This is a genomic window from Pseudonocardia hierapolitana (assembly GCF_007994075.1).
Taxonomy (GTDB): Bacteria; Actinomycetota; Actinomycetes; order Mycobacteriales; family Pseudonocardiaceae; genus Pseudonocardia; species Pseudonocardia hierapolitana.
In genome coordinates, this window is the sequence record NZ_VIWU01000001.1 from 3,630,556 (window position 1) to 3,654,902 (window position 24,347).

At 72.5% G+C, this 24,347-nt stretch carries 24 protein-coding genes; 16 read left to right on the plus strand and 8 right to left on the minus strand.

Annotation, left to right across the window (positions count from 1 at the left end):
- The first annotated feature begins 26 nt into the window (after positions 1-26).
- Positions 27-1,196, plus strand: a complete 1,170-nt coding sequence (locus FHX44_RS17350) for an AAA family ATPase (RefSeq protein ID WP_147256742.1) — start codon at positions 27-29, stop codon at positions 1,194-1,196.
- A gap of 195 nt (positions 1,197-1,391) precedes the next feature.
- Here FHX44_RS17350 and FHX44_RS17355 read toward each other — a convergent pair whose 3' ends face one another.
- Genes FHX44_RS17355 through FHX44_RS17365 form a run of 3 tightly spaced genes read right to left on the minus strand, consistent with a single transcriptional unit; the run spans position 1,392 to position 3,932 of the window.
- The gene (locus FHX44_RS17355; protein ID WP_147256743.1) at positions 1,392-1,976 is read right to left on the minus strand and encodes a TetR/AcrR family transcriptional regulator; all 585 of its coding nucleotides are present in this window, start codon (positions 1,974-1,976) and stop codon (positions 1,392-1,394) included.
- Positions 1,977-2,014: 38 nt separating this feature from the next.
- Positions 2,015-3,184, minus strand: coding sequence for an acyl-CoA dehydrogenase family protein (locus FHX44_RS17360; RefSeq protein ID WP_147256744.1), 1,170 nt, complete (start codon positions 3,182-3,184; stop codon positions 2,015-2,017).
- A 22-nt stretch (positions 3,185-3,206) separates the two neighbouring features.
- Positions 3,207-3,932, minus strand: coding sequence for an SDR family oxidoreductase (locus tag FHX44_RS17365; RefSeq protein ID WP_147256745.1), 726 nt, complete (start codon positions 3,930-3,932; stop codon positions 3,207-3,209).
- A gap of 173 nt (positions 3,933-4,105) precedes the next feature.
- On the opposite strand from FHX44_RS17365, the gene FHX44_RS17370 reads away from it, so the two are divergent.
- The 5 genes from FHX44_RS17370 to FHX44_RS17390 are packed head-to-tail and all read left to right on the plus strand — an operon-like array spanning position 4,106 to position 9,944.
- Entirely contained in the window at positions 4,106-5,386 is a 1,281-nt protein-coding gene (locus tag FHX44_RS17370) for an MFS transporter (RefSeq protein WP_212612524.1), read from the plus strand.
- The gene (locus FHX44_RS17375) at positions 5,383-6,999 is read left to right on the plus strand and encodes an AMP-binding protein (protein WP_147256747.1); all 1,617 of its coding nucleotides are present in this window, start codon (positions 5,383-5,385) and stop codon (positions 6,997-6,999) included. Before FHX44_RS17370 ends, FHX44_RS17375 begins: the two co-directional genes overlap by 4 nt.
- Entirely contained in the window at positions 6,996-8,012 is a 1,017-nt protein-coding gene (locus FHX44_RS17380; RefSeq protein ID WP_170308940.1) for a TRAP transporter substrate-binding protein, read from the plus strand. The genes FHX44_RS17375 and FHX44_RS17380 overlap by 4 nt, the downstream gene beginning before the upstream one ends.
- Before the next feature lie 14 nt (positions 8,013-8,026).
- Positions 8,027-9,181, plus strand: a complete 1,155-nt coding sequence (locus tag FHX44_RS17385; RefSeq protein WP_147256749.1) for a thiolase family protein — start codon at positions 8,027-8,029, stop codon at positions 9,179-9,181.
- Between the two features lies 1 nt (position 9,182).
- Positions 9,183-9,944: an SDR family NAD(P)-dependent oxidoreductase gene (locus FHX44_RS17390; RefSeq protein WP_147256750.1), complete on the plus strand. Its 762-nt coding sequence runs from the start codon at positions 9,183-9,185 to the stop codon at positions 9,942-9,944.
- A gap of 9 nt (positions 9,945-9,953) precedes the next feature.
- On the opposite strand, the gene FHX44_RS17395 is transcribed toward FHX44_RS17390, so the two are convergent.
- From FHX44_RS17395 to FHX44_RS17405, 3 genes are all read right to left on the minus strand, one after another.
- Positions 9,954-10,706, minus strand: coding sequence for an amino acid ABC transporter ATP-binding protein (locus FHX44_RS17395; protein ID WP_147261262.1), 753 nt, complete (start codon positions 10,704-10,706; stop codon positions 9,954-9,956).
- 82 nt (positions 10,707-10,788) lie between these two features.
- A complete protein-coding gene (locus FHX44_RS17400) occupies positions 10,789-11,706 on the minus strand; it encodes an amino acid ABC transporter permease (protein ID WP_246170450.1) in 918 nt (305 codons plus the stop codon).
- A 4-nt stretch (positions 11,707-11,710) separates the two neighbouring features.
- Entirely contained in the window at positions 11,711-12,652 is a 942-nt protein-coding gene (locus FHX44_RS17405; protein ID WP_246170451.1) for an ABC transporter substrate-binding protein, read from the minus strand.
- 209 nt (positions 12,653-12,861) lie between these two features.
- Here FHX44_RS17405 and FHX44_RS17410 point away from each other — a divergent pair, with 209 nt between their 5' ends.
- The 6 genes from FHX44_RS17410 (at position 12,862) to FHX44_RS17435 (ending at position 19,147) form a co-directional block, all read left to right on the plus strand.
- Positions 12,862-13,230, plus strand: coding sequence for an antitoxin (locus FHX44_RS17410; RefSeq protein WP_147256751.1), 369 nt, complete (start codon positions 12,862-12,864; stop codon positions 13,228-13,230).
- A gap of 370 nt (positions 13,231-13,600) precedes the next feature.
- Positions 13,601-14,791: a pyruvate dehydrogenase (acetyl-transferring) E1 component subunit alpha gene (gene pdhA, locus FHX44_RS17415; protein ID WP_147256752.1), complete on the plus strand. Its 1,191-nt coding sequence runs from the start codon at positions 13,601-13,603 to the stop codon at positions 14,789-14,791.
- Position 14,792: 1 nt separating this feature from the next.
- On the plus strand, positions 14,793-15,767 hold the full coding sequence (locus FHX44_RS17420) for an alpha-ketoacid dehydrogenase subunit beta (protein WP_147256753.1): 975 nt from the start codon (positions 14,793-14,795) through the stop codon (positions 15,765-15,767).
- Positions 15,768-15,793: 26 nt separating this feature from the next.
- Positions 15,794-17,086: a dihydrolipoamide acetyltransferase family protein gene (locus FHX44_RS17425; RefSeq protein ID WP_147261265.1), complete on the plus strand. Its 1,293-nt coding sequence runs from the start codon at positions 15,794-15,796 to the stop codon at positions 17,084-17,086.
- Between the two features lie 55 nt (positions 17,087-17,141).
- Positions 17,142-17,615: an FxsA family protein gene (locus FHX44_RS17430; protein WP_147256754.1), complete on the plus strand. Its 474-nt coding sequence runs from the start codon at positions 17,142-17,144 to the stop codon at positions 17,613-17,615.
- Between the two features lie 236 nt (positions 17,616-17,851).
- Positions 17,852-19,147, plus strand: a complete 1,296-nt coding sequence (locus FHX44_RS17435) for an IS110 family RNA-guided transposase (protein WP_246170452.1) — start codon at positions 17,852-17,854, stop codon at positions 19,145-19,147.
- Positions 19,148-19,296: 149 nt separating this feature from the next.
- On the opposite strand, the gene FHX44_RS17440 is transcribed toward FHX44_RS17435, so the two are convergent.
- The gene (locus FHX44_RS17440) at positions 19,297-19,902 is read right to left on the minus strand and encodes an SIMPL domain-containing protein (protein ID WP_147256756.1); all 606 of its coding nucleotides are present in this window, start codon (positions 19,900-19,902) and stop codon (positions 19,297-19,299) included.
- A gap of 88 nt (positions 19,903-19,990) precedes the next feature.
- Between FHX44_RS17440 and FHX44_RS17445 the strand changes: the two genes are divergently transcribed.
- Positions 19,991-20,824 carry a DUF1206 domain-containing protein gene (locus FHX44_RS17445; protein ID WP_147256757.1) on the plus strand — a complete coding sequence of 278 codons (834 nt, stop codon included), beginning with the start codon at positions 19,991-19,993 and terminating at the stop codon, positions 20,822-20,824.
- Between the two features lie 16 nt (positions 20,825-20,840).
- On the opposite strand, the gene FHX44_RS17450 is transcribed toward FHX44_RS17445, so the two are convergent.
- Positions 20,841-21,425 carry a TetR/AcrR family transcriptional regulator gene (locus FHX44_RS17450; protein WP_147256758.1) on the minus strand — a complete coding sequence of 195 codons (585 nt, stop codon included), beginning with the start codon at positions 21,423-21,425 and terminating at the stop codon, positions 20,841-20,843.
- 79 nt (positions 21,426-21,504) lie between these two features.
- Between FHX44_RS17450 and FHX44_RS17455 the strand changes: the two genes are divergently transcribed.
- From FHX44_RS17455 to FHX44_RS17465, 3 genes are all read left to right on the plus strand, one after another.
- On the plus strand, positions 21,505-22,521 hold the full coding sequence (locus FHX44_RS17455; protein WP_147256759.1) for a saccharopine dehydrogenase family protein: 1,017 nt from the start codon (positions 21,505-21,507) through the stop codon (positions 22,519-22,521).
- Between the two features lie 102 nt (positions 22,522-22,623).
- Positions 22,624-23,844 carry an ATP-binding protein gene (locus FHX44_RS17460; RefSeq protein WP_147256760.1) on the plus strand — a complete coding sequence of 407 codons (1,221 nt, stop codon included), beginning with the start codon at positions 22,624-22,626 and terminating at the stop codon, positions 23,842-23,844.
- A gap of 185 nt (positions 23,845-24,029) precedes the next feature.
- Positions 24,030-24,347 carry a GroES family chaperonin gene (locus FHX44_RS17465; protein WP_147256761.1) on the plus strand — a complete coding sequence of 106 codons (318 nt, stop codon included), beginning with the start codon at positions 24,030-24,032 and terminating at the stop codon, positions 24,345-24,347.

Here is a 24,347-nt window from a genome sequence, read left to right on the forward strand (position 1 = left end):
CGGTGCCGCCGGTTAGCGTCCGACCGGTGCTGACCACGCTCGCCGTCGAGAACTACCGCTCGCTGCGCGATCTCGTGCTGCCGCTGTCCCGGCTCACCGTCGTCACCGGGGCGAACGGGAGCGGGAAGTCCAGCCTCTACCGGGCGCTGCGCCTGCTGGCCGACGCCGCACGCAACGGGGCGGTCGCCGCGCTCGCGCGGGAGGGCGGGCTGCCGTCGGCGCTGTGGGCGGGTCCGGAATCGGTCGGCCGGGCGGTCCGGGAGGGCAGGGCGCCGGTCCAGGGCACGCGGCGCACCAAGCCCGTCGGGCTGCGGCTCGGCTTCGCGGGCGACGAGTTCGGCTACGCCCTCGACCTGGGCATGCCGATCCCCACGGAGACGGCCTTCAACCGCGATCCCGAGTTCAAGCGGGAGTGCGTCTGGCGGGGCTCGGTGCTGAAGCCGGCCACGCTGCTCGCCGACCGGGCCGGGCCCGTGGTTCGCACGCGGGCGGAGAGCGGGGCGTGGGGTGGGCAGCCACAGCGCATCGGCCTCACCGACAGCATGCTCACCGCGTTCGCCGACCCGCGGATCTCCCCCGAGGTGCTGCTCGTGCGGGAGCGCATCCGCTCGTGGCGGTTCTACGACCACTTCCGCACCGACGCCGACGCCCCCGCCCGCCAGGCGCGGGTGGGCACCCGCACCCCCGTGCTCGACCACGACGGCGCCGATCTCGCCGCCGCGCTGCAGACGATCCAGGAGGTCGGCGACGCCGACGGTCTGCACGCCGCCGTCGACAACGCGTTCCCGGGCTCGCGGCTGCAGGTGGCGTCCGGCGATGACGGCCGGTTCGAGCTGAGGTTCCGCCAGCACGGGCTGCTGCGCCCGCTGTCGGCCGCCGAGCTGTCCGACGGCACGCTGCGCTACCTGCTGTGGGTGGCGGCGCTGCTGACCCCGCGCCCGCCGGAGCTGCTGGTGCTCAACGAGCCGGAGACGAGCCTGCACCCCGACCTGCTCCCCGCCCTCGCCGCGCTGATCTCCATCGCCGCCGCCCGCACCCAGGTCGTCGTCGTCACGCACGCGCGGCCGCTCGTGCGCGCCCTCGAATCCGTCGACGACGCCGCGGCACTGCTGGAGCTGGAGAAGGAAGTCGGTGCCACCGTCCTGGCGGGCCAGGACATGCTGGACCGGCCCTCGTGGCACTGGCCGAAGCGCTGACCTGGTTCAATCAGGCCGCCGAGGGGCGGGGCAGGCCGTTCTCCGTCGACTCGTGGCTCGCAGAGCCCCAGCCAGGCCGCTGGATCACCTACTGCGGTGCCCTCGTACCACTGCCGGATCCGTGATCATGGTCCGCCGGCGCGTTCGGCGGTGGTCGCGCGTGTGTGGGCCTCCGGCCCTCGCCCGCTCCTGCGGTCAGGACGAGACGCGGATGCCGCGCAGGAGGAGGTCGACGTACTCGTCGGCCAGCTCCTCAGGTGACAGCTCGCCGTCGGGTTCGAACCACAGGTAGGTGTAGTTGAGCATTCCGAGGATGCCCTTCACCAGCAGCGGCGGTGCCGGCCGCAGCGCGCCGGACGCGACGCCCCGGTCCAGTGCCTGGCGCCAGTACCCCTCGTAACGCTCGCGTGCCGCGATCACCTTGTCGCGCCGCTCGCCCGTCAGCGCCGAGTAGTCGCGGAAGAACACGGCCCACTCGGCGCGGTGCTCGGCGATGTTGCGGAGCAGCCCGCGGGCCATCTCGTGCAGCAGTTCCTCCGGCGACAGCGCGCTCGCCAGCGCCTGTTCCGCGTGGGCGTTCATGCGGTCGACCTGCGTGCGGCTGATCGCGTAGAGCAGGGCTTCCTTGCTCTCGATGTAGTGGTAGAGGGCGCCGCGGCCGAGGCCGACGGCCTTACCGAGCTCGGCGATCCCCGTGCCGTGGTAGCCGTGGCGGGCGAAGAGCTCGGCCGCCACCGCCACGACCCGCTCACGGTTCAGGTCGAACGTGCTCGTCGCCATCCACCGCTCCCGACCGGTCCGCCCCGCACGCGTCCAGGTTAGGCCGCCCCGTCGAACGCGTCGGCGAATGCGTACCCGGCGACGAGTTCGCGCGCGGTGACCAGGTACTGGATGGTGGGCGTGCCCTCCTCGAGCCAGTTCAGCCGCGCGTCGCGGTACAGCCGCTCCACCGGGTGGCGGCGCGTGTAGCCGATCCCGCCGTGGACGAGCAGTGCCCGGTCGGTCACGCGCCCGACGGCCTCGAGCCCGAACTGCTTCACCATCGAGGACTCGGCGGGAATGCGCCCGCCCGCGTCCCACTTGGCGGCCGCGTCGGCGAGCATGCCGCGCAGTGCGTAGACGTCGATCGCCATCTCGGCCAGGTAGCGCTGCACGGCCTGGCGCTCGGCGATCGGCCTGCCGAACGTCACCCGCGACTGCGCGTGCCGCAGCGACAGCTCGAGCGAGCGCTCCGCGGTGCCGAGCGAGCTCGCGGCGATGAAGACGCGGCTGATCTCCAGGGCCCGCTCCAGGTGCTCCTGCCCCTGCCCCTCACGTCCGACGAGCGCGGGCGCCGCCACGCGCACGCCGTCGAGGGTCAGCAGGCCGTGCTCGCCGCCCTTGCAGCCCATCGTCTCCGGGAGCGGCTCGATGGTGAGGCCGGGCGCCCCGCGCTCGACGAGCAGCGCCGAGACCGCCCCGGGCGCGGTCTTGGCGAACACCATGAAGTGGGAGGCGATGTCGGAGTTGGTGATGAGCCACTTGCGCCCGTCGAGCACGTAGCCGTCGCCGTCGCGCCGCGCCACTGTGCCCAGGTCCGCCCCGGAGCCGTGGTCGGGCTCGGTGAGTGCGAACGCGAGCGACCGCTCACCGGTGGCCGCGCCGGGCAGCAGCGCCGCCTGCTGAGCCGGGTCGCCGATCTCGGAGAGGGCGTGGGCGAACGAGTTGTGCACGTGAACGAGCACCCGGATCCCGCCCTGGATCTTGGCGAACTCCGCGATGATCGGCAGGTAGCGCGCGATCGACAGGCCGCTCCCGCCGAACCGGCGCGGCACGAGCAGCCCGAACGCGCCGCACCGGCGCAGCACCGGGAGCACGATGTCGTAGGGGATGCGCTCCTCGTCCTCGATCCGCTGTTCCAGCGGGTCCAGCTCGTCCCAGATCGCGGACGTGATCGTCTCGCGGAGCTTGCGGTACTCGTCGTCGGTCAGCTGCGCGTCGGTGGGCATGGGTGTTCCTCTCGTGGCGGAGTCAGAGGGACCAGCCGCCGTCGGCGGTCAGCACGGTCCCGGTGCAGAAGGTGGCGTCCTCGGACAGGAAGGTGGCGGCGCGCGCGATCTCCTCGACCGTGCCGAAGCGGCCGAGCAGCGTGGCGTCGGCGATGGCCTGCCGGGAGCGCACCGGGACCGCGGCCGTCATGTCGGTGTCGACGAACCCCGGCGCCAGGACGTTGACCCGCACGCCGTCGGCGGCGACCTCCTTGGCGAGCGACCGGGCGAACCCGACGAGGGCCGCCTTCGCGCTGGCATAGGCGGTGTCGCCGGCGTGCCCAATCAGCCCGACGACGGACGAGACGAGCACGATGCTCGGCTGCCGCGACGCCGCGAGCGCCGGCAGCGCCGCCCGCGCCAGCGCCGCGCTCCCCCGCACGTTGACCTCGACGACGCGCCACCACTCCCCCGGGTCCATCGCGGTGAGGCGCCCGCCCCGCCAGCACCCGGCGTTGCAGATCACCCCGTCGAGCCGGCCCCACGCATCGGTCACGTCCCGGACGGCTGCCGCGGCGCTCGCGTCGTCGGCCAGGTCGTACCGGACGGGGAGCACCCGGTCCGGTTCCCCCGCCCAGGCCGGGTCGGGGGCGGTGCGGTACCCGCCCGCCACCCGCCGCCCCCGGCGGAGCAGCTCCCTGGCGATGCCGGCGCCGATCCCGCGCGAGGCCCCCGTGACGAGGACGGCCCGCTCATCGCATCGGCTCATGCTCAAGGAATGTACCGATCGGTCCAAGCAAAGGCCAGTGTCGTCCGTCTCACCGGCTCACCAGCGATCTTCTTTCTCGAAAAAGTTTGGACCGATCGATCCAAACACCTTGGAATTCGATGCTCGCTGTGCTTTTCTGGCCAAGACCTTCCTCGACGACGCCGGAGGCATCCGTGGCGATCCAGACCGACGAGCGCGCCGGGGTCCACCCCGGCCGCGTGGCGCTGGCCAGCTTCATCGGCACCGCCATCGAGTGGTACGACTTCTTCCTGTTCGGCGCTGCGGCCACGCTGGTGTTCAACCAGCAGTTCTTCCCCACGCTGAGCCCGGCAGCGGGCACGCTGGCCGCGCTCGCGACCTTCGGTGTCGCGTTCGCCGCCCGCCCGGTCGGCGGCATCGTGTTCGGGCACTTCGGGGACCGGATCGGCCGCAAGCGGATGCTCGTGCTGTCCCTGGTGCTGATGGGCTCGTCCACGGTGGCGATCGGGTTGCTGCCCACCTACGAGCAGGCGGGGGCGGTGGCGCCGCTGCTGCTCGTGCTGGCCCGGCTGGTGCAGGGGTTCGCCGTGGGTGGCGAGTGGGGCGGCGCCGTCCTGATGGCCGTCGAGCACGCGCCGCCGGGCCGCCGGGCGTTCTACGGCAGCTTCCCGCAGGCCGGGGTGCCCGCCGGGCTCGTGCTGTCGTCAGCGGCGTTCCTCGCCGTGCAGCAGCTCCCCGAGGAGCAGCTGCTGTCGTGGGGCTGGCGCGTGCCGTTCCTGGCCAGCGTCGTGCTGGTGCTCGTCGGGCTCTACGTGCGGATGCAGATCGTCGAGTCGCCCGCGTTCCGGCAGGTCCGGGAGTCCGGGGTGGTGGCGAAGTTCCCGCTCGGCGAGGCGCTGCGGAGCGCCCCGCGCCCGCTGCTCGTCGGGATGGCCACGCAGGCGGCGGCCAACGTCCCGTTCTACGTGGTGTCGGTCTTCGTGCTGTCCTACGGGCCGAGCGCGGTCGGCGTCTCCCGCGAGGTCATCCTGCTGTGCCTGCTGGCGGCGTGCCTGCTCGACATCGCCACGGTGCCGTTCGCGGCCACGCTGGCCGACCGGATCGGGCGCCGCCGGATGCTGACGATCGGCGCCGCCTACATGGCGGCGGCGGCCTTCCCGTTCTTCTGGCTGTTCGACACCGGCGAGCCGTTGGCCGTGCTCGCCGCAATGATCCTCGTCGTGACGATCGGGCATGCCGTCACGTACGCCGCGATCGCGGGATTCCTCGCCGAGATCTTCGAGGCGCGGCTGCGCTACACAGGCGCGTCCGTCGCCTACCAGGTGGGCGGCATGATCACGAGCGGGCCGGCCCCGTTCGTCGCGGTCGCGCTCTTCACCGCGTTCGGCGGCTCGTCGGTGATCGCGCTCTACATCGTGGTCGCCTGCGCCGTCACCCTGGTCGGGTTGCGGTACGCACCGGCGGGTGCGCGATGAACGGCCGCACCGCGGTTGCCGATCGCGTCTGGCAGCAGGTGGAGGCCGGGCTGTCCCGCGACCCGGGCGCCGGGCTCAACACCGCGCAGGAGGTGTGCGGCCGGTATGCGAGCGCGGCGGGCCGGCTCGCGCTCGTCGTCCGGCACGCCGACGGCTCGGCCGAGCGCTGGACCTACGGCGAGCTCGACCGCGCAGCCGCCCGTGCCGCCGCGGTGTTCGCCCGCGCCGGACTGCGCCGCGGCGACCGCGTGGCGGGCCTGCTCTCCCGGCAGGCGGAGAGCTGGATCACCGCGGTCGCCGCATGGCGCAGCGGCCTGGTCTACGTGCCCCTGTTCTGCGGCTTCGGCACCGACGCCCTCGCCGTGCGGCTGCGCTCCTCCGGGGCGCGCCTCGTGGTCGCCGACCACCGTTGGCGCGCCGGGCTGGACGACGCCCTTGCGGCGTTGGACCCGGCGCCGGAGGTCCTGACGGTGACGCCCGGTCGCCGATCCGCCGAGCGGAGCTTCTGGGCCGAGCTCGATGCCGTCACCGCGGACGGCCCCGCGGTCGAGACGGCCGCGTCCGATCTCGCCACCCTGCTGTTCACCAGCGGCACCACCGGCGAGCCGAAGGCGTGCGCGATGCCGCACTCGGCGCTTCTCGCGGTGCTGCCGTTCGCCCGCTACGGGCTCGGCGTGGGCCGGCGCGACCTGCTGTTCACCTCGGCGGACCCGGGCTGGGCGTACGGGCTGTACTCCGCGGGAGCGGCACCGATGGCGCTCGGCGTGCCGCGGGTGATCTACGACGGCGACTTCGACCCCGATGCGTGGTGGCGACTGATGCGAGAGGAGCGCGTCACCTGCGTCGCCGGCGCCCCGAGCGCCTACCGCAGGCTGCTCGGTCCGCTCGCGCAGCAGGGTGTGCCCGCCGAGCTGCGGGCCGCCGCGGCCGCGGGCGAGCCCCTCGACGCCGACACGGCGCAGCGCTGGACCGCCGCGGGCGCGCCCGCGATCCGCGACGGGTACGGCCTCAGCGAGATCGGCATGGTGCTCTGCGACCTCGCCGACGGCGCGGCGCCGCTGGCGGGCACGCTCGGCGGCCCGTTGCCCGGGTTCGCCGTCACGCTCGTCGACGCGTCCGGCGCGCCGGTGCCGGAGGGCACCAGCGGCCTCGTCGCGATCCGCAGGCCCCGCTACACGCTCACCGCCGGGTACGAGAACCGGCCGGAGGCGTGGACGGCCCGCTGGCAGGACGACCTGTTCGTCACCGACGACCGCGCCGTGGTGCGCCCCGACGGTCGCTGGCAGTTCCTCGGCCGGGAGGGCGACATCATCGTCACCCGCGGCTACAACGTCGGCCCGGTCGAGGTGGAGCGCGTCATCGGCGAGCACCCGGCCGTCGCCGAGGTCGCCGTCGTCGCCGCCCCTGGCACGCGCGGCGGCACGGTCGTCCGGGCGGTGCTCGTGGCCGCCGATCCCGCGGTACCCCGTGACGAGGTCGAGCAGGCGGTGCGGGAGACGGTCGCCCGGCGGATCGGGCCGCACGCCAGCCCGCGCGTCGTCGACTGGACCGACGCGCTGCCCCGCAACGAGGTCGGCAAGCTGCAGCGGGCCCGGCTGCGGAGCTCGTCGTGAGGCCGGCGCACGTGCTCGGCGCAGCGGTCGCCCTGCTGGTCGCGGCGTGCGCCGCGCCGGCGCCGGCCGAACCCCCGCCGGCAGTACCCCCGCAGGCAGTGGACGTGGCGTTCGTCCACGACATCCCCGGCACCCACCCGCGCATCCCGCACCTCGAGGCGTTCGCCGCGGGGATCGGCGACCGCACCGGCGGCGCCCTCGCGGTCCGCACCAACCCACAGGGCGAGGTGCTGGCCGGCCGGGCGTCCCTGGACGCCGTGCTCGCGGGCACCGCCCAGATCGCCGCGGTCAACATGGCCCACCTCGAGGCACTGGAGCCGCGGGCAGGCTTCATGAACCTCCCGTTCGGCCTGGACGACGCCACGATGGCCGACCCAGCCCGCCGCACCGCCGCCACCGAGGCGCTCGCCGACCTCGTGCGCCCGCACGGCGTCGAGCTGCTCGGGCTCATGCGCGGCGCCGACCAGCTCTTCGCCTTCCCGGAGGCGGACGTCCGGCGACTCGAGGACCTCGCGGGCCGCCGGATCCGGGTCGCGGGCGGCGGCATCTACGAGAGCGTCATGCGGGGTCTCGACGCCGAGCCGGTGGCGATCCCGATCCCGCGGATCCGGGAGGCCATGGGCCGCGACGAGGTCGACGGTGTGTTCACCTCGCCGGGCGGATGGACGTCGGAGGTGCGCGGCGACGCACCGCACGCCGTGCAGGCGCCCGGACTGATGATGATCACCTACGGCGTGGTCGCGGACGCCGCCTGGCTGGCCGCGCTGCCGGCGCCCGAACGCGCGGCCGTGGTCGACGCCGGGCGCGAGGTCACCGACACCTGGGTGCGGATGCAGCAGGACGACGAGCGCGTCGTCGCGGACGCGGCCGCCGACGGCGCCACGTACACCGTTCTCCCGGGACCCGAGGTGGCCCGCTGGCGCGCCGCGGTGGCCGAGGTCAGAGAGGGCTTCCTGGCAGCGCACCCCGACCTCGCCGCCCGGCTGCGCGGCGCGGGTCTCCTGGCCGAGTAGAGGAGAGGACTCCCATGCGGGATGCAGTGATCGTGGATGCCGTGCGCACTCCGGTGGGCCGGCGCAAGGGCGCCCTCTCCGGGGTGCATTCGGCGGACCTGTCGGCGCACGTGCTCGAGGCGCTCGTCGAGCGCACCGGGGTCGACCCGACCGTCGTCGACGACGTGGTCTGGGGCTGCGTGTCCCAGGCCGGGGAGCAGACGCTCGACATCGCCCGCACGGCGGTGCTGGCCGCAGGGTGGCCGGAGACGATCCCGGGCGTCACCGTCGACCGGCAGTGCGGCTCTTCCCAGCAGGCGCTGCACTTCGCGGCGGCAGGCCTCGTGGCCGGGCACTACGACGTGGTCGTCGCGGGCGGTGTCGAGTCGATGTCGCGGGTGCCGATGGGGTCCGCCGCGCAGGACGCCGATCCGCTGGGCCCCCGCTTCCACGCCCGCTACGGCGGCGTCACACCGACCCAGGGCATCGGTGCGGAGCTGGTCGCGCAGCAGTGGGGCCTCAGCCGCACGCAGCTCGACGACTTCTCCCTCGCGTCGCACGAGAAGGCTGCTGCGGCGCAGGACGCGGGCCGGTTCGACGGGCAGATCGCCCCGGTCCGGCTTCCGGACGGCGACCTCGTCGTCCGCGACGAGGGGGTGCGCCGCGGCTCGACCCCTCAGGCCCTCGCCGCGCTCGCCCCGGTGTTCCGCGCAGGCGACGGGGTGATCACCGCGGGCAACGCGTCCCAGATCTCCGACGGCGCCGCGGCCCTGCTCATGACCACCTCCGAGCAGGCGCGCCGGCTCGGCCTCGTGCCCATCGCCCGCGTGCACACGGCGGTGCTGGCCGCCGCAGACCCGGTGATCATGCTGACCGCGCCGATCCCGGCCACGCAGAAGGCGCTCGCCCGGTCGGGGCTGCGGCTCGACGAGATCGGCGCCTTCGAGGTCAACGAGGCGTTCGCGCCCGTGCCGCTCGCGTGGCTCGCAGACATCGGGGCCGACCCCGCCCTGCTGAACCGGGACGGCGGAGCCATCGCGCTCGGCCACCCGCTGGGTGCTTCCGGCGCCCGGCTCATGACCACGCTCGTGCACCGCATGCGCGAGGACGGGATCCGCTACGGCCTGCAGACGATGTGCGAGGGCGGCGGGCAGGCCAACGCCACGATCGTCGAGCTGCTGGGGAGCTGACATGGAGATCTCCGGCGCGGCCGCCGTCGTCACCGGTGCGGCATCCGGCCTCGGCCTCGCGACCGCCGAGCGGCTGCTCGCCGCAGGCGCGCACGTCGTGCTGGTGGACCTGCCGTCGTCCCCCGGCGCCGACGTGGCGGCCCGGCTCGGGAAGCGGGCGCGGTTCGCCGCCGCGGACGTCACGGACGAGGAGTCGGTCGCGGCCGCGCTGGACACGGCGGCGGCGCTCGGGCCGCTGCGCGTGGCGGTCACGTGCGCCGGCACCGCGCCGGCCGCCCGGGTGCTCGGCCGCGCCGGACCGCACCCGCTGGACCTGTTCGTCCGGTCCGTGCACGTCAACCTCGTCGGCACCTTCAACGTGCTCCGGCTCGCCGCCGAGCGGATGGCGGCCACCGTGCCCGTCGGCGAGGAGCGCGGGGTGCTCGTCACGACGGCTTCCGTGGCCGCGTTCGAGGGCCAGGTCGGGCAGGCCGCGTACGCCGCGGCGAAGGGCGGGGTCGTCGGCATGACCCTGCCGATCGCGCGCGAGCTGGCGCAGGTGGCGGTCCGGGTGGTGGCGATCGCGCCGGGCCTGTTCGACACCCCGATGCTGGCCGGCCTGCCGCAGGAGGCGCGCGACTCCCTCGGAGCTCAGGTGCCGCACCCGTCTCGGCTGGGCACACCCGCCGAGTTCGCCGACCTCGTCATGGCGGTCGTCGCCAATCCCATGCTCAACGGCGAGGTGATCCGCCTCGACGGCGCGATCCGCATGGCGCCGCGATGACGGTCCTGTTCAGAGCACCTTCGACAGGAACAGCTTCGTGCGTTCGTGCTGCGGGTTGGTCAGCACCTCGCGCGGGTTGCCCGCCTCCACCACACGGCCCTCGTCCATGAACACCAGCGAGTCGCCGACCTCGCGCGCGAAGCCCATCTCGTGCGTGACCACCACCATCGTCATGCCGTCGCGGGCCAGGCCGCGCATCACGTCGAGGACCTCGCCGACGAGTTCGGGGTCGAGCGCGGACGTGGGCTCGTCGAAGAGCATGAGCCGCGGCTCCATCGCCAGCGCCCGCGCGATCGCCACCCGCTGCTGCTGCCCGCCGGAGAGCTGCGTGGGGTACGAGTCGCACTTGTCGACGAGCCCGACGCGGTCGAGCAGCTCGACGGCACGCTTGCGGGCGGCCTGCCGCTGCTCGCGCCGGACGGTGCGCGGCGCCTCCATGACGTTCTCGGCCGCCGTCATGTGCGGGAAGAGGTTGAAGCGCTGGAACACCATGCCGATGTCGCGGCGCTGCCGCGCGACCTCGGACTCGCGCAGCTCGTAGAGCTTGCCGCCGGCCTCCCGGTAGCCGATCAGCTCCCCGTTCACCCGCATCTGCCCGGCGTCGATGCGCTCGAGGTGGTTGATGCAGCGCAGGAACGTGGACTTGCCGGAGCCGGACGGCCCGATGACGCAGGCCACCTCGCCCGGCTGGACGGTGAGGTCGATGCCGCGCAGCACCTCCACCCGCCCGAAGCTCTTGTGGACGTCGGCCGCCTCGACCATGGGAACGCTCAACGCTCGGCCTCGCTGCCCTCGGCCGGCGCTTCGCGCAGGCGCTGTGACATTGATTCGCTCGCAAGCTCGCTCATGATTGCTGCTCCGGTTTGCGCCTGGGGAAGAGCCGCGCACCGGTCTGCATCCGGGTGGTGCCGCGCCCGTAGTAGCGCTCGATGTAGTACTGCCCGACCGACAGGAGCGAGGTCAGTGCCAGGTACCAGATGGACACCACGATGAGCAGCGGGATCGTCTGGAAGTTGACCGCGTAGATCCGCTGAGCCGATGTCATCAGCTCGAAGTACCCGATGACGACCACGAGCGAGGTGGTCTTGAGCATCGAGATGGTCTCGTTCCCCGTGGGCGGGATGATCACCCGCATGGCCTGGGGAAGCACGATCCGGCGCAACGTCTGCGCCCGTGACATACCGAGCGCCCCGGCCGCTTCGGTCTGCCCTTGATCCACCGACTGCAGCCCGCCGCGAACGATCTCCGCCATGTAGGCGGCCTCGTTGAGGCCCAGGCCGAGCAGGCACGCGGCGAACTGGTTGATCAGCTGGTTGGTGTCGAACGAGACGAACTCCGGCCCGAACGGGATGCCGAGCGACAACCGCGGGTAGAGCGCGGCCAGGAAGTTCCAGAACAGCAGCTGCGCGATCACCGGGGTGCCGCGGAACAGCCAGATGTAGACGGCCGAGACGCCGGACAGGATCGGGTTCGGAGACAGCCGCATGACCGCGAGCGCGACCCCGCCGACGATCCCGATGAACATCGACAACACGGTCAGGACCAGCGTGTTCTGCAGGCCGTTGAGGATCGGCGGGGAGAACAGGTACTGCCCGACGATCCGCCACCGGAAGCCGTCGTTGGTGAGCACCGTGTTGACGAACATCGCCGTCAGCACGGCCATCACCGCGACGGCGAGCCACCGGCCGGGGTGGCGCACCGGCACCGCCTTGATCGGCTCCGGCCGCCCTGCCTTCTCGATCGGCGGAGACACGCCTGTCACGTCGTCAGCTCCGGATCTCCGAGGTCTGGATCGCGCCGTCGGACACGTTCCACTTCTCGAGGATCGCCGCGTAGGTGCCGTCGTCGATCAGGGCCTGCACGGCACCGCGCACGGCCTCGGCGTACTGGCCCTGGCCCTTCGGCAGGGCGGCGCCGTACGGCGCGGTGTCGTAGGCGTCGCCGAGCTCCTCGACCGCCCCGTCGGTGGTGGTGACCGCGTAGGCGACGACGGGCGAGTCGGCGAGCATGGCGACGATCCGGTTGGCCGCGAGCGCGAGGGTCACGTCGGACTGCGCCTGCAGCTCCGTCACCTGGATCGCGGGCTTGCCCTCCGCCGTGCACTTCTCGTTGCGGGCGGCGAGATCCTCGACCTGCACGGTGCCGGCCTGCACCCCCACGGCCAGGCCGCAGAGGTCGTCGGGGTTGACGTTCTGCGGGTTGCCCGACGCGACGGCGATGCTGGTGCCCGCCGTGAAGTAGCTGACCATGTCGACGACCTGCGTGCGTTCATCGTTGATCGTGAACGACGACATCGCCATCTCGTAGCGCCCGGCCTCGACGCCGGCGATGATCCCGGAGAACTGCGTGTTCTCGAACTGCGCCTTGAGCCCCAGCTTCTGACCGATCGCCGTGCCGAGGTCGACGTCCATCCCGATGATCGTCGTGCCGTCGGGGGCGGTGAACTCGTTCGGCGCGTAGGAGGCGTCCACCCCGAACTGGAGCACGCCGTCGGACGCGATCTGCTGCGGCACCATCGCGGCGAGCGCGTCGTCGCGGGCCACCGTCGGAACGGTCTCGGTGGGGGCGGCGCCGCCCGGGGCGGCCCCGGGCGCGCCCGCCGGTGGCGCGCCGCCGCTGCCGTCGCCGCCTGCACCGCACCCTGCGAGCAGGGTGGCGAGCGCGGCTGCGCCGAGCGCGACCGGGAACGAACGGCGGATGGCGGGCACGATGGACCTCCTCGTGGGCGGTGAGTACGCGGGGATGCTGCCACTCGTACGTCTTTCGGACACCTCGGCGGTGGTCACTGTTGTGTGACATCACCCAGAGTGATTCGGTTGGGATGTCCAGTGAGGAGCAGGGCTAGGTTGGGTACCCCCGGAACCGGCAGACACCGTGTACGCGTTGTCCGCGGTGAGACCACTCAACGGAGGACCCGATGGCCTTGATCAAACGCCTCGCACTGCTGGCCACCGCGGCCGAGGCAGCTCGCCGCTACGCGAAGAGCAACCCGGACAAGGCGGCCAAGTACCTCGACCAGGCCGCGGCGTTCGTCGACAAGCAGACGAAGGGCAAGTACTCGGGCCAGATCCGCGGCGCGGCCGACAAGGCGAAGGGGCTCGCCGGGATCCGGCAGACGCCCGGGTACGGCGCCACCGGCAACGGTTACACGCAGGGTTACGAGCAGAACGCGGGCTTCGGCAAGACGGCCGATTACACGGCGCCGACCCCGCCGCCGCCGTCGACGCCCCAGCAGCCCCAGCAGCCCCAGCCGGGCCAGGCAGGCCCCACCGAGCCGGGCCGGTAGCCGCAGGCCGGCAGTGCCGAACGGCACGTCCCGACGACCGGGACGTGCCGTTTCTCTGCCGGATTGCCGGCGCTCCGCCCCGGCGGGGCAGCCTTCGAGGCGCCGCCCTGCTCCTCCGGTGCTCGGTCGCTCGTACCTGATCGCCTCCGCTTCGCTCCGGCGGCTCGCAGGCCCTCGAGACGCGGTCCCCTCGGTCGGGTGTCTCACAGCTCCGGAAGGGCTCGCGGGGCATCTCCCCTGCGCGTGTGTGCCGTGTCAGGATGGCGCCCTGAGCCGGTCGGGGTCCCGCACCGGGGTGCCCCCGACCGGACGCGCCCCGCCCTGCGTCCCGCCACGAACGGGAGCAGGTCGATGAGCACGAGGAGGCACCGTGTCCGTTCCGCAGGACTGGATCCCACCCAAGGCGGGCGTTCAGGAGTCGCGGCCCAGCCGTGAGCACGTGGTCGCCGGCCTGAAGGCCACCGACGAGGGCGATCCGGAGCTCGTGCAGCTCCTCACGCCAGAGGGGGAGCGGGTGTCCGATCCCCGCTTCGACTCCTACGCCACGGACCTCGACGTCGACGCCCTGCGCAGCCTCTACCGGGACCTGGTGCTGGTGCGCCGGTTCGACCGGGAGGGCAACGCGCTGCAGCGCCAGGGCCAGCTCGGGATCTGGGTTCCGCTGCTCGGTCAGGAGGCCGCGCAGATCGGGGCGGGGCGGGCCATGGCGCCCCAGGACATGGCGTTCCCGTCGTACCGGGAGCACGGGGTGGCGTGGACCCGCGGGATCGACCCCACCGAACTGCTCGGCATCTTCCGCGGCACCGACCACGGCAGCTGGGACCCCAAGGCGTCCCGCTTCCACCTCTACACGATCGTCATCGGCAACCAGGTCCTCAACGCCACCGGCTACGCGATGGGCCAGAAGTTCGAGGGCAAGGTCGGAGAGGGCCCGGACAGCGAGGCCACGATCTGCTTCTTCGGCGACGGCGCCACCAGCCAGGGCGACGTGCACGAAGGCTTCGTCTGGGCCGCCGTGTACGACGCGCCGGTCGTCTTCTACTGCCAGAACAACCAGTGGGCCATCTCCGAGCCCACCGAGCGGCAGAGCCGGGTGCCGCTCTACAAGCGCGCCACCGGCTACGGGTTCCCCGGCATCCGGGTCGACGGCAACGACGTGCTGGCCTGCCTCGCCGTCACGCGCTGGGCGCTCGAGGAGTGCCGTTCCGGCAACGGCCCGGTGCTGATCGAGGCGTTCACGTACCGCATGGACGCGCACACCACGTCCGACGACCCGTCGCGCTACCGCCTCGCCGACGAACTGGAGCTGTGGAAGCTCAAGGACCCGATCGAGCGGGTGCGCGTCAACCTGGTGCGCGAGCACCACGTCGGGCAGGAGTTCTTCGACGAGGTGCAGGCCGAGTCCGACGAGCTGGCCGCGCGGTTCCGCGAGTTCTGCGAGAACATGCCCCAGCCCGCCCCGGACCGGATGTTCTCGCAGGTCTACGCGGAACCGTCGCCGGTGCTGGAGGCGCAGCGCGCCGCGTACCTGGAGTACCACGCCTCCTTCGAGGGGGTCTGAGATGGCCCAGACGACACTGGCCAAGGCGCTGAACAACGGCCTGCGGGCGGCGATGGAGCGCGACCCGAAGGTCATCGTGATGGGCGAGGACGTCGGCAAGCTCGGCGGCGTCTACCGCGTCACCGACGGACTGCAGAAGGACTTCGGCGAGCAGCGCGTGCTCGACACCCCCCTGGCGGAGTCGGGCATCATCGGCACCGCCATCGGCCTCGCGATCCGCGGCTTCCGGCCGGTGTGCGAGATCCAGTTCGACGGGTTCGTCTTCCCCGGCTTCGACCAGATCGTCTCCCAGCTGGCCAAGCTGCACTACCGATCGCAGGGCAAGGTCGCGGTGCCGGTCGTGGTGCGCATCCCGTTCGGCGGCGGCATCGGCGCCGTCGAGCACCACAGCGAGTCGCCCGAGTCGTACTTCGCGCACGCCGCGGGGCTGAAGGTCGTGGCCTGCTCGAACCCGGCCGACGCCTACTGGATGATCCAGCAGGCCATCGCGAGCGACGATCCGGTGATCTTCTTCGAGCCCAAGCGGCGGTACTGGGAGAAGGGCGAGGTCGACCCGGACGCCGAGCCGCAGCCGCTCTTCGCCTCCCGCGTGGTGCGCCCGGGCAGCACGCTGACGGTCGCCACCTACGGGCCGATGCTCAAGACCTGTCTCGCCGCCGCCTCCGCCGCCGAGACCGAGGGCCACGACATCGAGGTGATCGACCTGCGCACGCTGTCCCCGCTCGACCTCGACCCCGTCGTGGAGTCGGTGCGCCGCACCGGCCGCCTCGTCGTGGTGTCCGAGGCGCCGTCGGAGTCGTCGATCACCTCCGAGATCGCCGCCCGCGTCCAGCAGGAGGCGTTCTACTCCCTCGAAGCACCGGTGCTGCGGGTCACCGGGTTCGACACGCCCTACCCGCCGTCGAAGTGCGAGGAGGACTACCTCCCCGACCTCGACCGTGTCCTCGACGCCGTCGACCGCTCGCTGGCCTGGTGACGACGGTGGCACTGCGCGAGTTCCCCATGCCCGACGTCGGCGAGGGCCTCACCGAGGCCGAGATCGTCGCCTGGCAGGTCGAGCCGGGCGACACCGTCACGGTCAACCAGGTCATCTGCGAGATCGAAACGGCGAAGGCCGCCGTCGAGCTGCCATGCCCCTGGGCCGGCACGGTCGGCGAGCTGCTCGTGGAACCCGGTGTGACGATCGAGGTCGGCACGCCGATCATCACGATCGACACCGGTGGCGGCGCGCCGGCCGTGACGGCGGGCGACGACGAGGCGGTCCCCAACCTGGTGGGCTACGGCCCCCGTCAGGCCTCGGCGACCCGCCGCCCGCGCAGGTCGGCGACCGCGGCGGACCAGGCACCCGAACCACAGGACGACGGTCGTGCTCCGGCGGCTGCGGGGCAGGGCCGCCATGCTGCGGAAGCGGAGGCGGCGCCCGAGCCGGTCCCGCTCGCCAAGCCGCCCGTGCGCAAGCTCGCCAAGGACCTCGGGATCGACCTGCGCAGCATCCGCGGCAGTGGTGAGGGTGGCGTGATCACCCGTGCCGACGTGGAGACCGCGGCCGCCCCGGCCCCGAGCGCTCCGGCCCCGAGCGCACCCGCCGCGAGCGTGGGCGGGGTGCGCAGGGAGCCGATCCGCGGGGTGCGCAAGGCCACCGCGGCGGCCGTGGCGGGCAGCGCGTTCACCGCGCCCCACGTCACCGAGTTCCTCGCCGTCGACGTCACGGCCACGATGGCGCTGCGGGACCGGTTGAGGGGCACCCGCGAGTACGCCGACGTGAAGCTCACGCCACTGGCGTTCGTGGCGAAGGCGGTGTGCCTGGCCGCGAAGCGCACCCCCGAGGTGAACGCGTCCTGGGACGAGCCCGCCGGGGAGATCGTCTACTACGACCGGGTGCAGCTCGGGATCGCCGCGGCCACCCCGCGTGGCCTGATCGTGCCGAAGATCCGCGACGCCGACACGCTCTCCCTGCGGGAGCTGGCCGGTGCGCTCGCCGACCTCACCGAGACCGCGCGGGCCGGGAAGACGCCGCCCGCCGACCTGGTCGGCGGCACCTTCACCATCACCAACGTCGGCGTGTTCGGCGTGGACACCGGCACCCCGATCCTCAACCCGGGGGAGGCGGCGATCCTCGCGGTGGGCGCGATCAAGCCGATGGCGTGGGTGGTGGACGGCGAGCTCGCGGTGCGCACCGTGTGCCAGCTGGCGCTGTCGTTCGACCACCGGCTCGTCGACGGCGAGCAGGGCTCCCGCTTCCTCGCCGATGTCGGCGCGCTGCTGACGGACCCGGGGCTCGCGCTCACGTGGTGACCGACTCGTGACCCCACGTCGGGAGCATCGGCGGCACCTCGTGCGTTAACCAGGCATGGCGTTCGTGCTCCTGTACCTCGTGATCGAGATCGTCGCGCTGGTCGCGCTCGGTTCGGCGATCGGGCTGGGCTGGACGCTTCTCGTGCTCCTGGCCGGTTCCGTCGTCGGCCTGTGGCTCGCGCGCCGGGAAGGGGTGCGGGCCGCGCAGGCCCTCGCCGAGGCCGTGAACAACCGGCGGGTGCCCACCAACGAGATCACCGACGGCATGCTCGTGGCCGCGGGCGGCGTGCTGCTGTTCGTGCCCGGCCTGGTCACCGACCTCGCAGGCCTGCTGCTGGTGCTGTCGCCCACCCGCGCACTGGTGCGGCGCAGGCTGGTGCGCGCCGCCGAGGAGCGCTCACCCGAGCTGCGCTCCGCACGGATCCGCGCCCAGGCGCCGGTGGTCGACGGCGAGGTGGTCGAGCCCGACGCGCCCCGCCCCGACCGCCTCGTGATCGAGGGCACCGTGGTGCCCGGCGACCCGCGCTGACCCGACCGACTTCACACACCGTCTCCCGACTCCACACAAGCGTCTTGGCCCTGGTGGGGCGGGCGTTCGGCCGGGAAAATCCGTGGTGGCTGCCCGCTGACGCCGACCCTCCTTGATCGTAAGAGGTCGTACACAAGCGGGGTGGAGAGGGCCGCGCTCCTGGGAGCTTCATTGTCGCTTTGAGCACGCGGTTCAGATTTGCCGGTCCCTTGTGGCCCTCGCGGGCAGTCGTCGCGGTGGCGGAGGCGAGCGAGGAGGGCGTGGTGCTCGAGGAAGACCCTCAGGTTGAGGAGATCATCGCGCGGGTCGCGGCGCTGGATATCGGCAAGGCGGAGGTGGTGTGTTGTGTCCGGGTGCCGCACGAGGGCAAGCCGGGTCGGCGGCTGCAGGAGGTTACGACCTACTCGACGATGACCCGCTCGCTGCTCGGGATGGCAGATCACCTGCGCTGTCTGGGGGTGACCCGGGTGGTGATGGAGGCGACCTCGGACTACTGGAAACCGGTGTTCTACCTGCTCGAGGCCCAGGGGTTCGAGACGTGGCTGGTCAACGCCCGCGACGTCAGGCACCTGCCCGGGCGGCCCAAGACCGACAAGCTGGACTCGGTGTGGCTGTGCAAGGTCGCCGAGCGGCAGATGCTGCGCCGGAGTTTCGTGCCCCCGGCCGAGATCCGCCGGTTGCGGGATGTGGCCCGCTACCGGGTGGACCTGATCGAGGCGCGGACCGCGGAGAAGCAGCGGGCCGAGAAGCTGCTCGAAGACGCCCAGATCAAGTTGTCGGTGGTGGCCAGTGACATCTTCGGGGCGTCCGGGCGGGAGATGATGGCCGCGTTGATCGCCGGGCGGCGGAACCCGGTCGAGTTGGCCGAGATGGCCAAGGCCCGGATGCGGCGCAAGATCCCGGCGTTGATCGAGGCGTTCCACGGCCACTTCACCGACCACCACGGGTTCCTGCTGGGCAAGATGCTGGCCCGCATCGACGCCCTGAACGCCGACATCGCCGAGCTCGACGCGGTGATCGAGGAGCTGATCACCCCTTTCGTCTCGGCGGTCGAGCGGATCGATGAGATCACCGGGTTCGGCCCGATCGCCGCCGCCGGGGTGATCGCGGAGATCGGGATGGACATGAGCCGCTTCCCCACCCCGGGACACCTGGCCTCGTGGGCGAAGTACACCCCGGGGGTCAAGCAGTCGGCGGGCAGGAAGAAGGGCCGCTCACCGACCGGACCCGGCAACCGCTACCTGGCCCGGATCCTGGGCGAGGCAGCGATGACCGCCGGCAGGACCGACACCTTCCTCGGCGAGCGCTACCGGCGGCTGGCCCGGCGAATAGGCAAGCAGAAAGCGATCGTTGCGGTCGGCCGCTCCATGCTGGTGATCATCTGGCATCTGCTGTCCGACCCGAAGGCGCGCTACAGCGATCTCGGCTCGGACTTCTACGACAAGCGGATCAACGTCGAACGCCGCAGGCGCAACCACATCCACCAACTCGAAGCCCTCGGCTACAAGGTCACCGTCGAACCCGCAGCCTGAGCTTCGCCCTGAGCTGAGCTCCAGCTAGCCCGCTCGACTCGGCACCTCCACCCGGCCGAGCCGGTGGTCCCGTTCGCCCGTCCCCGACTCGATTTTCGGATCAGGCCGGCCCTGTGTGAAGTCGGTGCTGGGTATGTGAAGTCGCCCGGTCAGAGATCCAGGGCCCATGTGGTCGTGCACCTCGCCGTGACCCGCACCGGTTCCGGTTCCAGGCCCAGCGCGCGCACGTCGGGGCCTGCCGCCTCGGCCGCCGCCATCCGGTAGGAGATCGGGGCGCCGTGCTCGGGTGCCTCGGACAGCCTCAGCAACGGCCCGAGCGTCGCCCCGAGCGCCATGGCGTAGCCCTCGGCGCGGGTCCGCGCGTCGGCAACCGCGCGTTTCTGCGCCTCGCGGTGCGCCGCGGCGGTGTCCTCGAGCACCCAGGTCGGTCCCTGCAGACCGGTGGGCTCGGCCCCCACCAGCGCCGACAGCACCGCGTCCAGCTCGGCGACGTCCGTGACGAGGAGCGCGAGGTCCTCACCGGCCCGGCAGCCGACCACCTTGTTGCCCCGCCACTCGTTGTGCACCCGCACCCGGCGGTGCCGGACCTGCAGGCCGGGCCGGGTGAGCGCCGGTTCCGCGGCCGCCATGCGCCGGCCGAGGTCGCGCACGGCATCGGAGCGCGTGCGGGCCACGGCCGTGAAGCTCACGTCGAGCTCGGCCCGGTCGCCCGGCTGCTCGTACCAGCCGCTTCCCTCGGTCACGATCTCCGTCACAATTCCAGCAAACCAGATGAGGAAGTATCCGGTTCTCTAGAACGCTGCCAATACAGCGACATATTCGGCGACATACTGGAGTGATGGAATGGCTGGACCCCTCGCGCGCCTGAGGCGGCTCGTGCGTGAGGGGCGTTCCGACGCGCCCGGGCAGGTGGTCGACGGGCTCGGCCGGATCGGCCTCGTCGGCTACGGCGTGGTGCACCTCGTCGTCGCGTGGCTCGCGCTCCAGGTGGCCTTCGGCGTACCCGACGCCCCGCCGGACGCCGCGGGCGCGGTCGGGACGATCGCCCGCACGCCGGGCGGGGTCTTCGCCCTCGCCGTGGCAGTGGTCGGCCTGGTCGCCTTTGCGGTGTGGCAGGTCACGGCCGCCGCGATCGGGTTCAGGTGGGTGCACGGCAACGAGCGGATGCGCAAACGGGTGGGCGCGATCGCCAAGTCGATCGCGATGAGCGGGCTCGCGGGGATCGTCATCGAGTACCTCACGGGCATCCGAACGGCCAACGGCACCACCGTGCAGCAGCTGGCGGCGCACGTGCTGGAGCTCCCCGCCGGGCGGGTGCTGCTGGGGCTCGCTGCCGTCGTGCTGATCGGGATCGCGGCGGCGATGACGTACACCGGCGTGCGCCGCACGTTCATGGGCGATCTCGACGTCCGCAGGCTCGCGCCCGGTGTGCGGAACGCGATCGAGGTGGTGGGGGTGGTCGGGCACCTCGCCCGCGCGCTCGCCATCGGTGTGGTGGGCGGTCTCGCCGCTGCGGCCGCGCTGTCCGCGGATCCCGGCTGGGCAGGCGGGCTCGACACGGCGCTGCGCGCGCTGGGCAGCACCGGGGTGGGGAGCTGGTTGCTCGCCGTGGTGGCCGCGGGGTTCGCGGCGTTCGGCCTGTTCTGCATGGCCGACGCGGCCACCCGCCGCGCTTGATCGGGGAAGCACTGGTTCAGCGGTCGGTGGCGAGGCTGCCCACGATCAGGTCGGCCAGCGCGGTGACGGCGTCCGGGGCGGTGGTGCGTCCCCGGTTCATCTCGACGGCGATCGCCTCGGCGGCACCGAGCACACCGATGCAGCGCAGCTGGAGCGCCTCGGCCGGGAGGGTCGAGTGCGGAGCCAGCGCGGCCGCCATCACCTCCGTGTAGCCGTCGAGCATCTCGTGCTGGAGCGCCTCCGCCTCCGGGTTGCCCTTCAGCGCCGCGGAGACGGCGGTGAACTCCGGCATGTCGGTGGCGCAGGCGAAGTACGCGGCACTCATGACGCGGGCGATCGCGCCTGCGCCGGGTTCGGCGCCCTCCAACGCCGCGGTCACGGCGGCCCGGTGCCGTTCCTCGAGCCGCCGGTAGAGCGCGAGCAGGAGACCGGCGCGGGTGCCGAAGTGGTCGTACGCGATCGGCCTGCTCACCCCGGCGGCCTCCGCGAGCGTCACGAGGGTCAGCCCGTCCGCGCCCTGCTCCCGCACGATCTCCAGGGCGGTGTCGAGCAACTGCTCCCGCCTCGCCTGCTTGGACAGGCGCGTCGGTGAGGTGGCCATCGTCCTCCTTGCGTTCCGGGGCAAGTCTAGCTACAAAGTGTAAGTTACAAAATGTAGCTATCGGAGGGAGCGACCAGTCGTGGAGCCAGTACTGATCTTGGGTGGTTCGGGCCAGGCGGGCGCGGGGACCGCCGCACTCCTGCGGAAATGGCACCCGACGCTTCCGCTGACGATCGCCGGCCGCGACATCGGCCGCGCGCAGCGGGTGGCCGACGAGCTCGGCGGCGCCACGGCGGTCACCGTCGACCTGGGACGCAGCGATCTCGGTCTCCCGGCCGACAGCAGCCACTCGGCCGTGGTCGCTGCGATCTGGGACGACCACCTGCACGGGCTGCACTACGCACAGCAGCGCGAAGCGCCGTACCTCAGCATCTCCAGTGGCCTGGTCGACGTCGCGCCGGAGGTCGTGGCGGGCGCCAAGCGGGCGAGCGCCTCGCCGATCCTGCTGGCCAGCCACTTCACCGCCGGGACCGGTGTGCTCGCCGTGCTGCACATGGCCCGGGAGTTCGACCGGGTCGACAGCATCCGCATCGGCGCCGTGCTGGATGAGCTGGACGCCGGCGGACCCGCGGGACTGAGGGACCTCGAGCGGTTGTACACGGCATCCTCCGCGGGACTGCGGCGCCGGGACGGCGTCTTCACCTGGCTCATGGCCTCCGATTCGCAGGCCGAGGTGCGCGCTTCGGACGGCACCGTCCTGCCGGCCCAGAGCGTCCCGATCCTCGACGTGCCGAGCCTCGCCTTAGCGACGGGAGCGCCGAACGTCCGCTTCGACTACGCCCTGGGCGAGTCGACGGGACGGCGCCACGGCGGAGCCCCTTCGCTCGAGGTGCGGATCGACATCGAGGGGGCGGACGCGGCGGGCGCGCCGAATCGCGTCAGCCGGTACCTCGTCCATCCGGATGGGCAGCGCCCGCTCACCTCGCTCGGCGTCGCCCTCGGTGTCGAACGGCTGATCGGTTTGCGTGACGAGCGTCCCCGGCCGGGCATCCACACCCCCGAGTCGCTGATCGACCCGGCCTACGCCGTTGAACGGCTGACGGAGGTGGGCGCGTCGTTCGTCGAGGCCTCGATCCCGGAGTATCACATTGTCTAGTGCCCATCCGAGACAGCGGTAGAACAGGCGATCGGCGACACGCCATCGAGTTCGATAGCCGCTTCTACGGTCCGGACAAGATTCGCCGATACCGTCCGATCCGTGGACCCCGTGCGCAATCCGTTCGCGCCCGGCGCGGGCCAGCGGCCCCCCGAGCTCGCCGGTCGCGACAAGGAGCTCGACGCGTTCGAGATCGTGCTCGAGCGGGTGGCCCGCGGCCGGCCGGAGCGCAGCCTCGTGCTCACCGGCCTGCGCGGGGTCGGCAAGACCGTGCTGCTCGGGGAGCTGCGGTCGATGGCGATGCGGGCCGGGTGGGGTGCGGGCAAGATCGAGGCCCGGCCGGACGCCGACCTGCGCCGCCCGCTCGCCGCGGCGCTGCACCGCGCGATCCGCGACCTCGCCGTGCGCCACCGGGATCCCGAGCGGGCAGGCGACGAGCCGCTCGAGCCCGACCGCGTCGACGAGGTGCTCGGGGTGCTGAAGGCGTTCGCGATGCGCTCGGCGCCCGACAACGCCAAGCTGCGCGAGCGCTGGCAGCCGGGCATCGACGTGGCTGCCACCCACGGCAGGGCCGACTCCGGCGACATCGAGATCGACCTCGTGGAGCTGTTCACCGAGGTGGCGGAGCTCGCGCAGGAGGTCGGGTCCGGCGTGGCCGTGCTCATCGACGAGATGCAGGACCTGCGGCCGGAGGACATCTCGGCGCTCTGCGCGGCGTGCCACGAGCTGTCGCAGTCCCGTGCCCCGCTGGTGGTGGTGGGGGCCGGCCTGCCGCACCTGCCCGCGGTGCTCTCGGCGTCCAAGTCCTACTCGGAGCGGCTGTTCAAGTACGCGCGCATCGACAAGCTCGACCGTGTCGACGCCGACTTCGCGCTGCTCGCACCCGCCGAGCGGGAGGAGGCGACGTTCGACGCCGACGCCCTCGACGCGTTGTACGAGGCCTCCGGTGGTTACCCGTACTTCGTGCAGGCCTACGGGAAGGCGGCATGGGACGCCGCGCCCCGCAGCCCCATCTGTGCGCCGGACGTCAAGCTGGCGGCGCCGGAGGCCGAGAGCGAGCTCGCCGTCGGCTTCTTCGGGTCCCGTTACGAGCGGGCCACGCCGGCGGAGCGGGAGTACCTGCGCGCGATGGCCGAACTCTCGGAAGGCAGGGACGAGCCGGTCGGGACCGCCGGGATCGCCGATCACCTCGGCCGCAAGGCGTCCTCCCTCTCCCCGGCCCGTGACAGCCTGTTGAAGAAGGGCCTCGTCTTCTCGGCCCAGCGGGGGCAGATCGCGTTCACCGTGCCCCACTTCGGGCGATACCTGCTCACACAGCCCTGATTTCACTACTCCGAACGAGTGAAACCTGGCCGTATCGCGGCCACAAGTAACAGTCGGCGTCCGATGTCCGATTCCAGGTACAGCCCCGCGGCGCTGTCGGACCCCCGACCTGACAGCACCGCGGGGCTTTCCGCATCTTCGGGCCGGTCAGGGCGCTGTCGACGCCCCCTCGTAGCATCGGTGCGATGCAGGACGCCAAGCTCGAGATCCAGATGCTGCACGACCGGGTCCTGGTGAAGCCGGACTCGGCCGGGGAGCGGCGTAGCGGTGCGGGAATCGTCATCCCCGCAACCGCGGAGGTCGCCAGGCGTCTTGTATGGGGGGAGGTGCTCGGCACGGGAGCGCACGTCCGCACCGTCAAGGTGGGTGACCGGGTGCTGTTCGCACGCGACGACCAGTACGAGGTCGACGTGCAGGGCGCCACCTACCTGGTCCTGCGGGAACGGGAAGTGCACGCCGTCGCCACGGAGCGCACCGAGCACGGTACGGGGCTGTACCTGTGA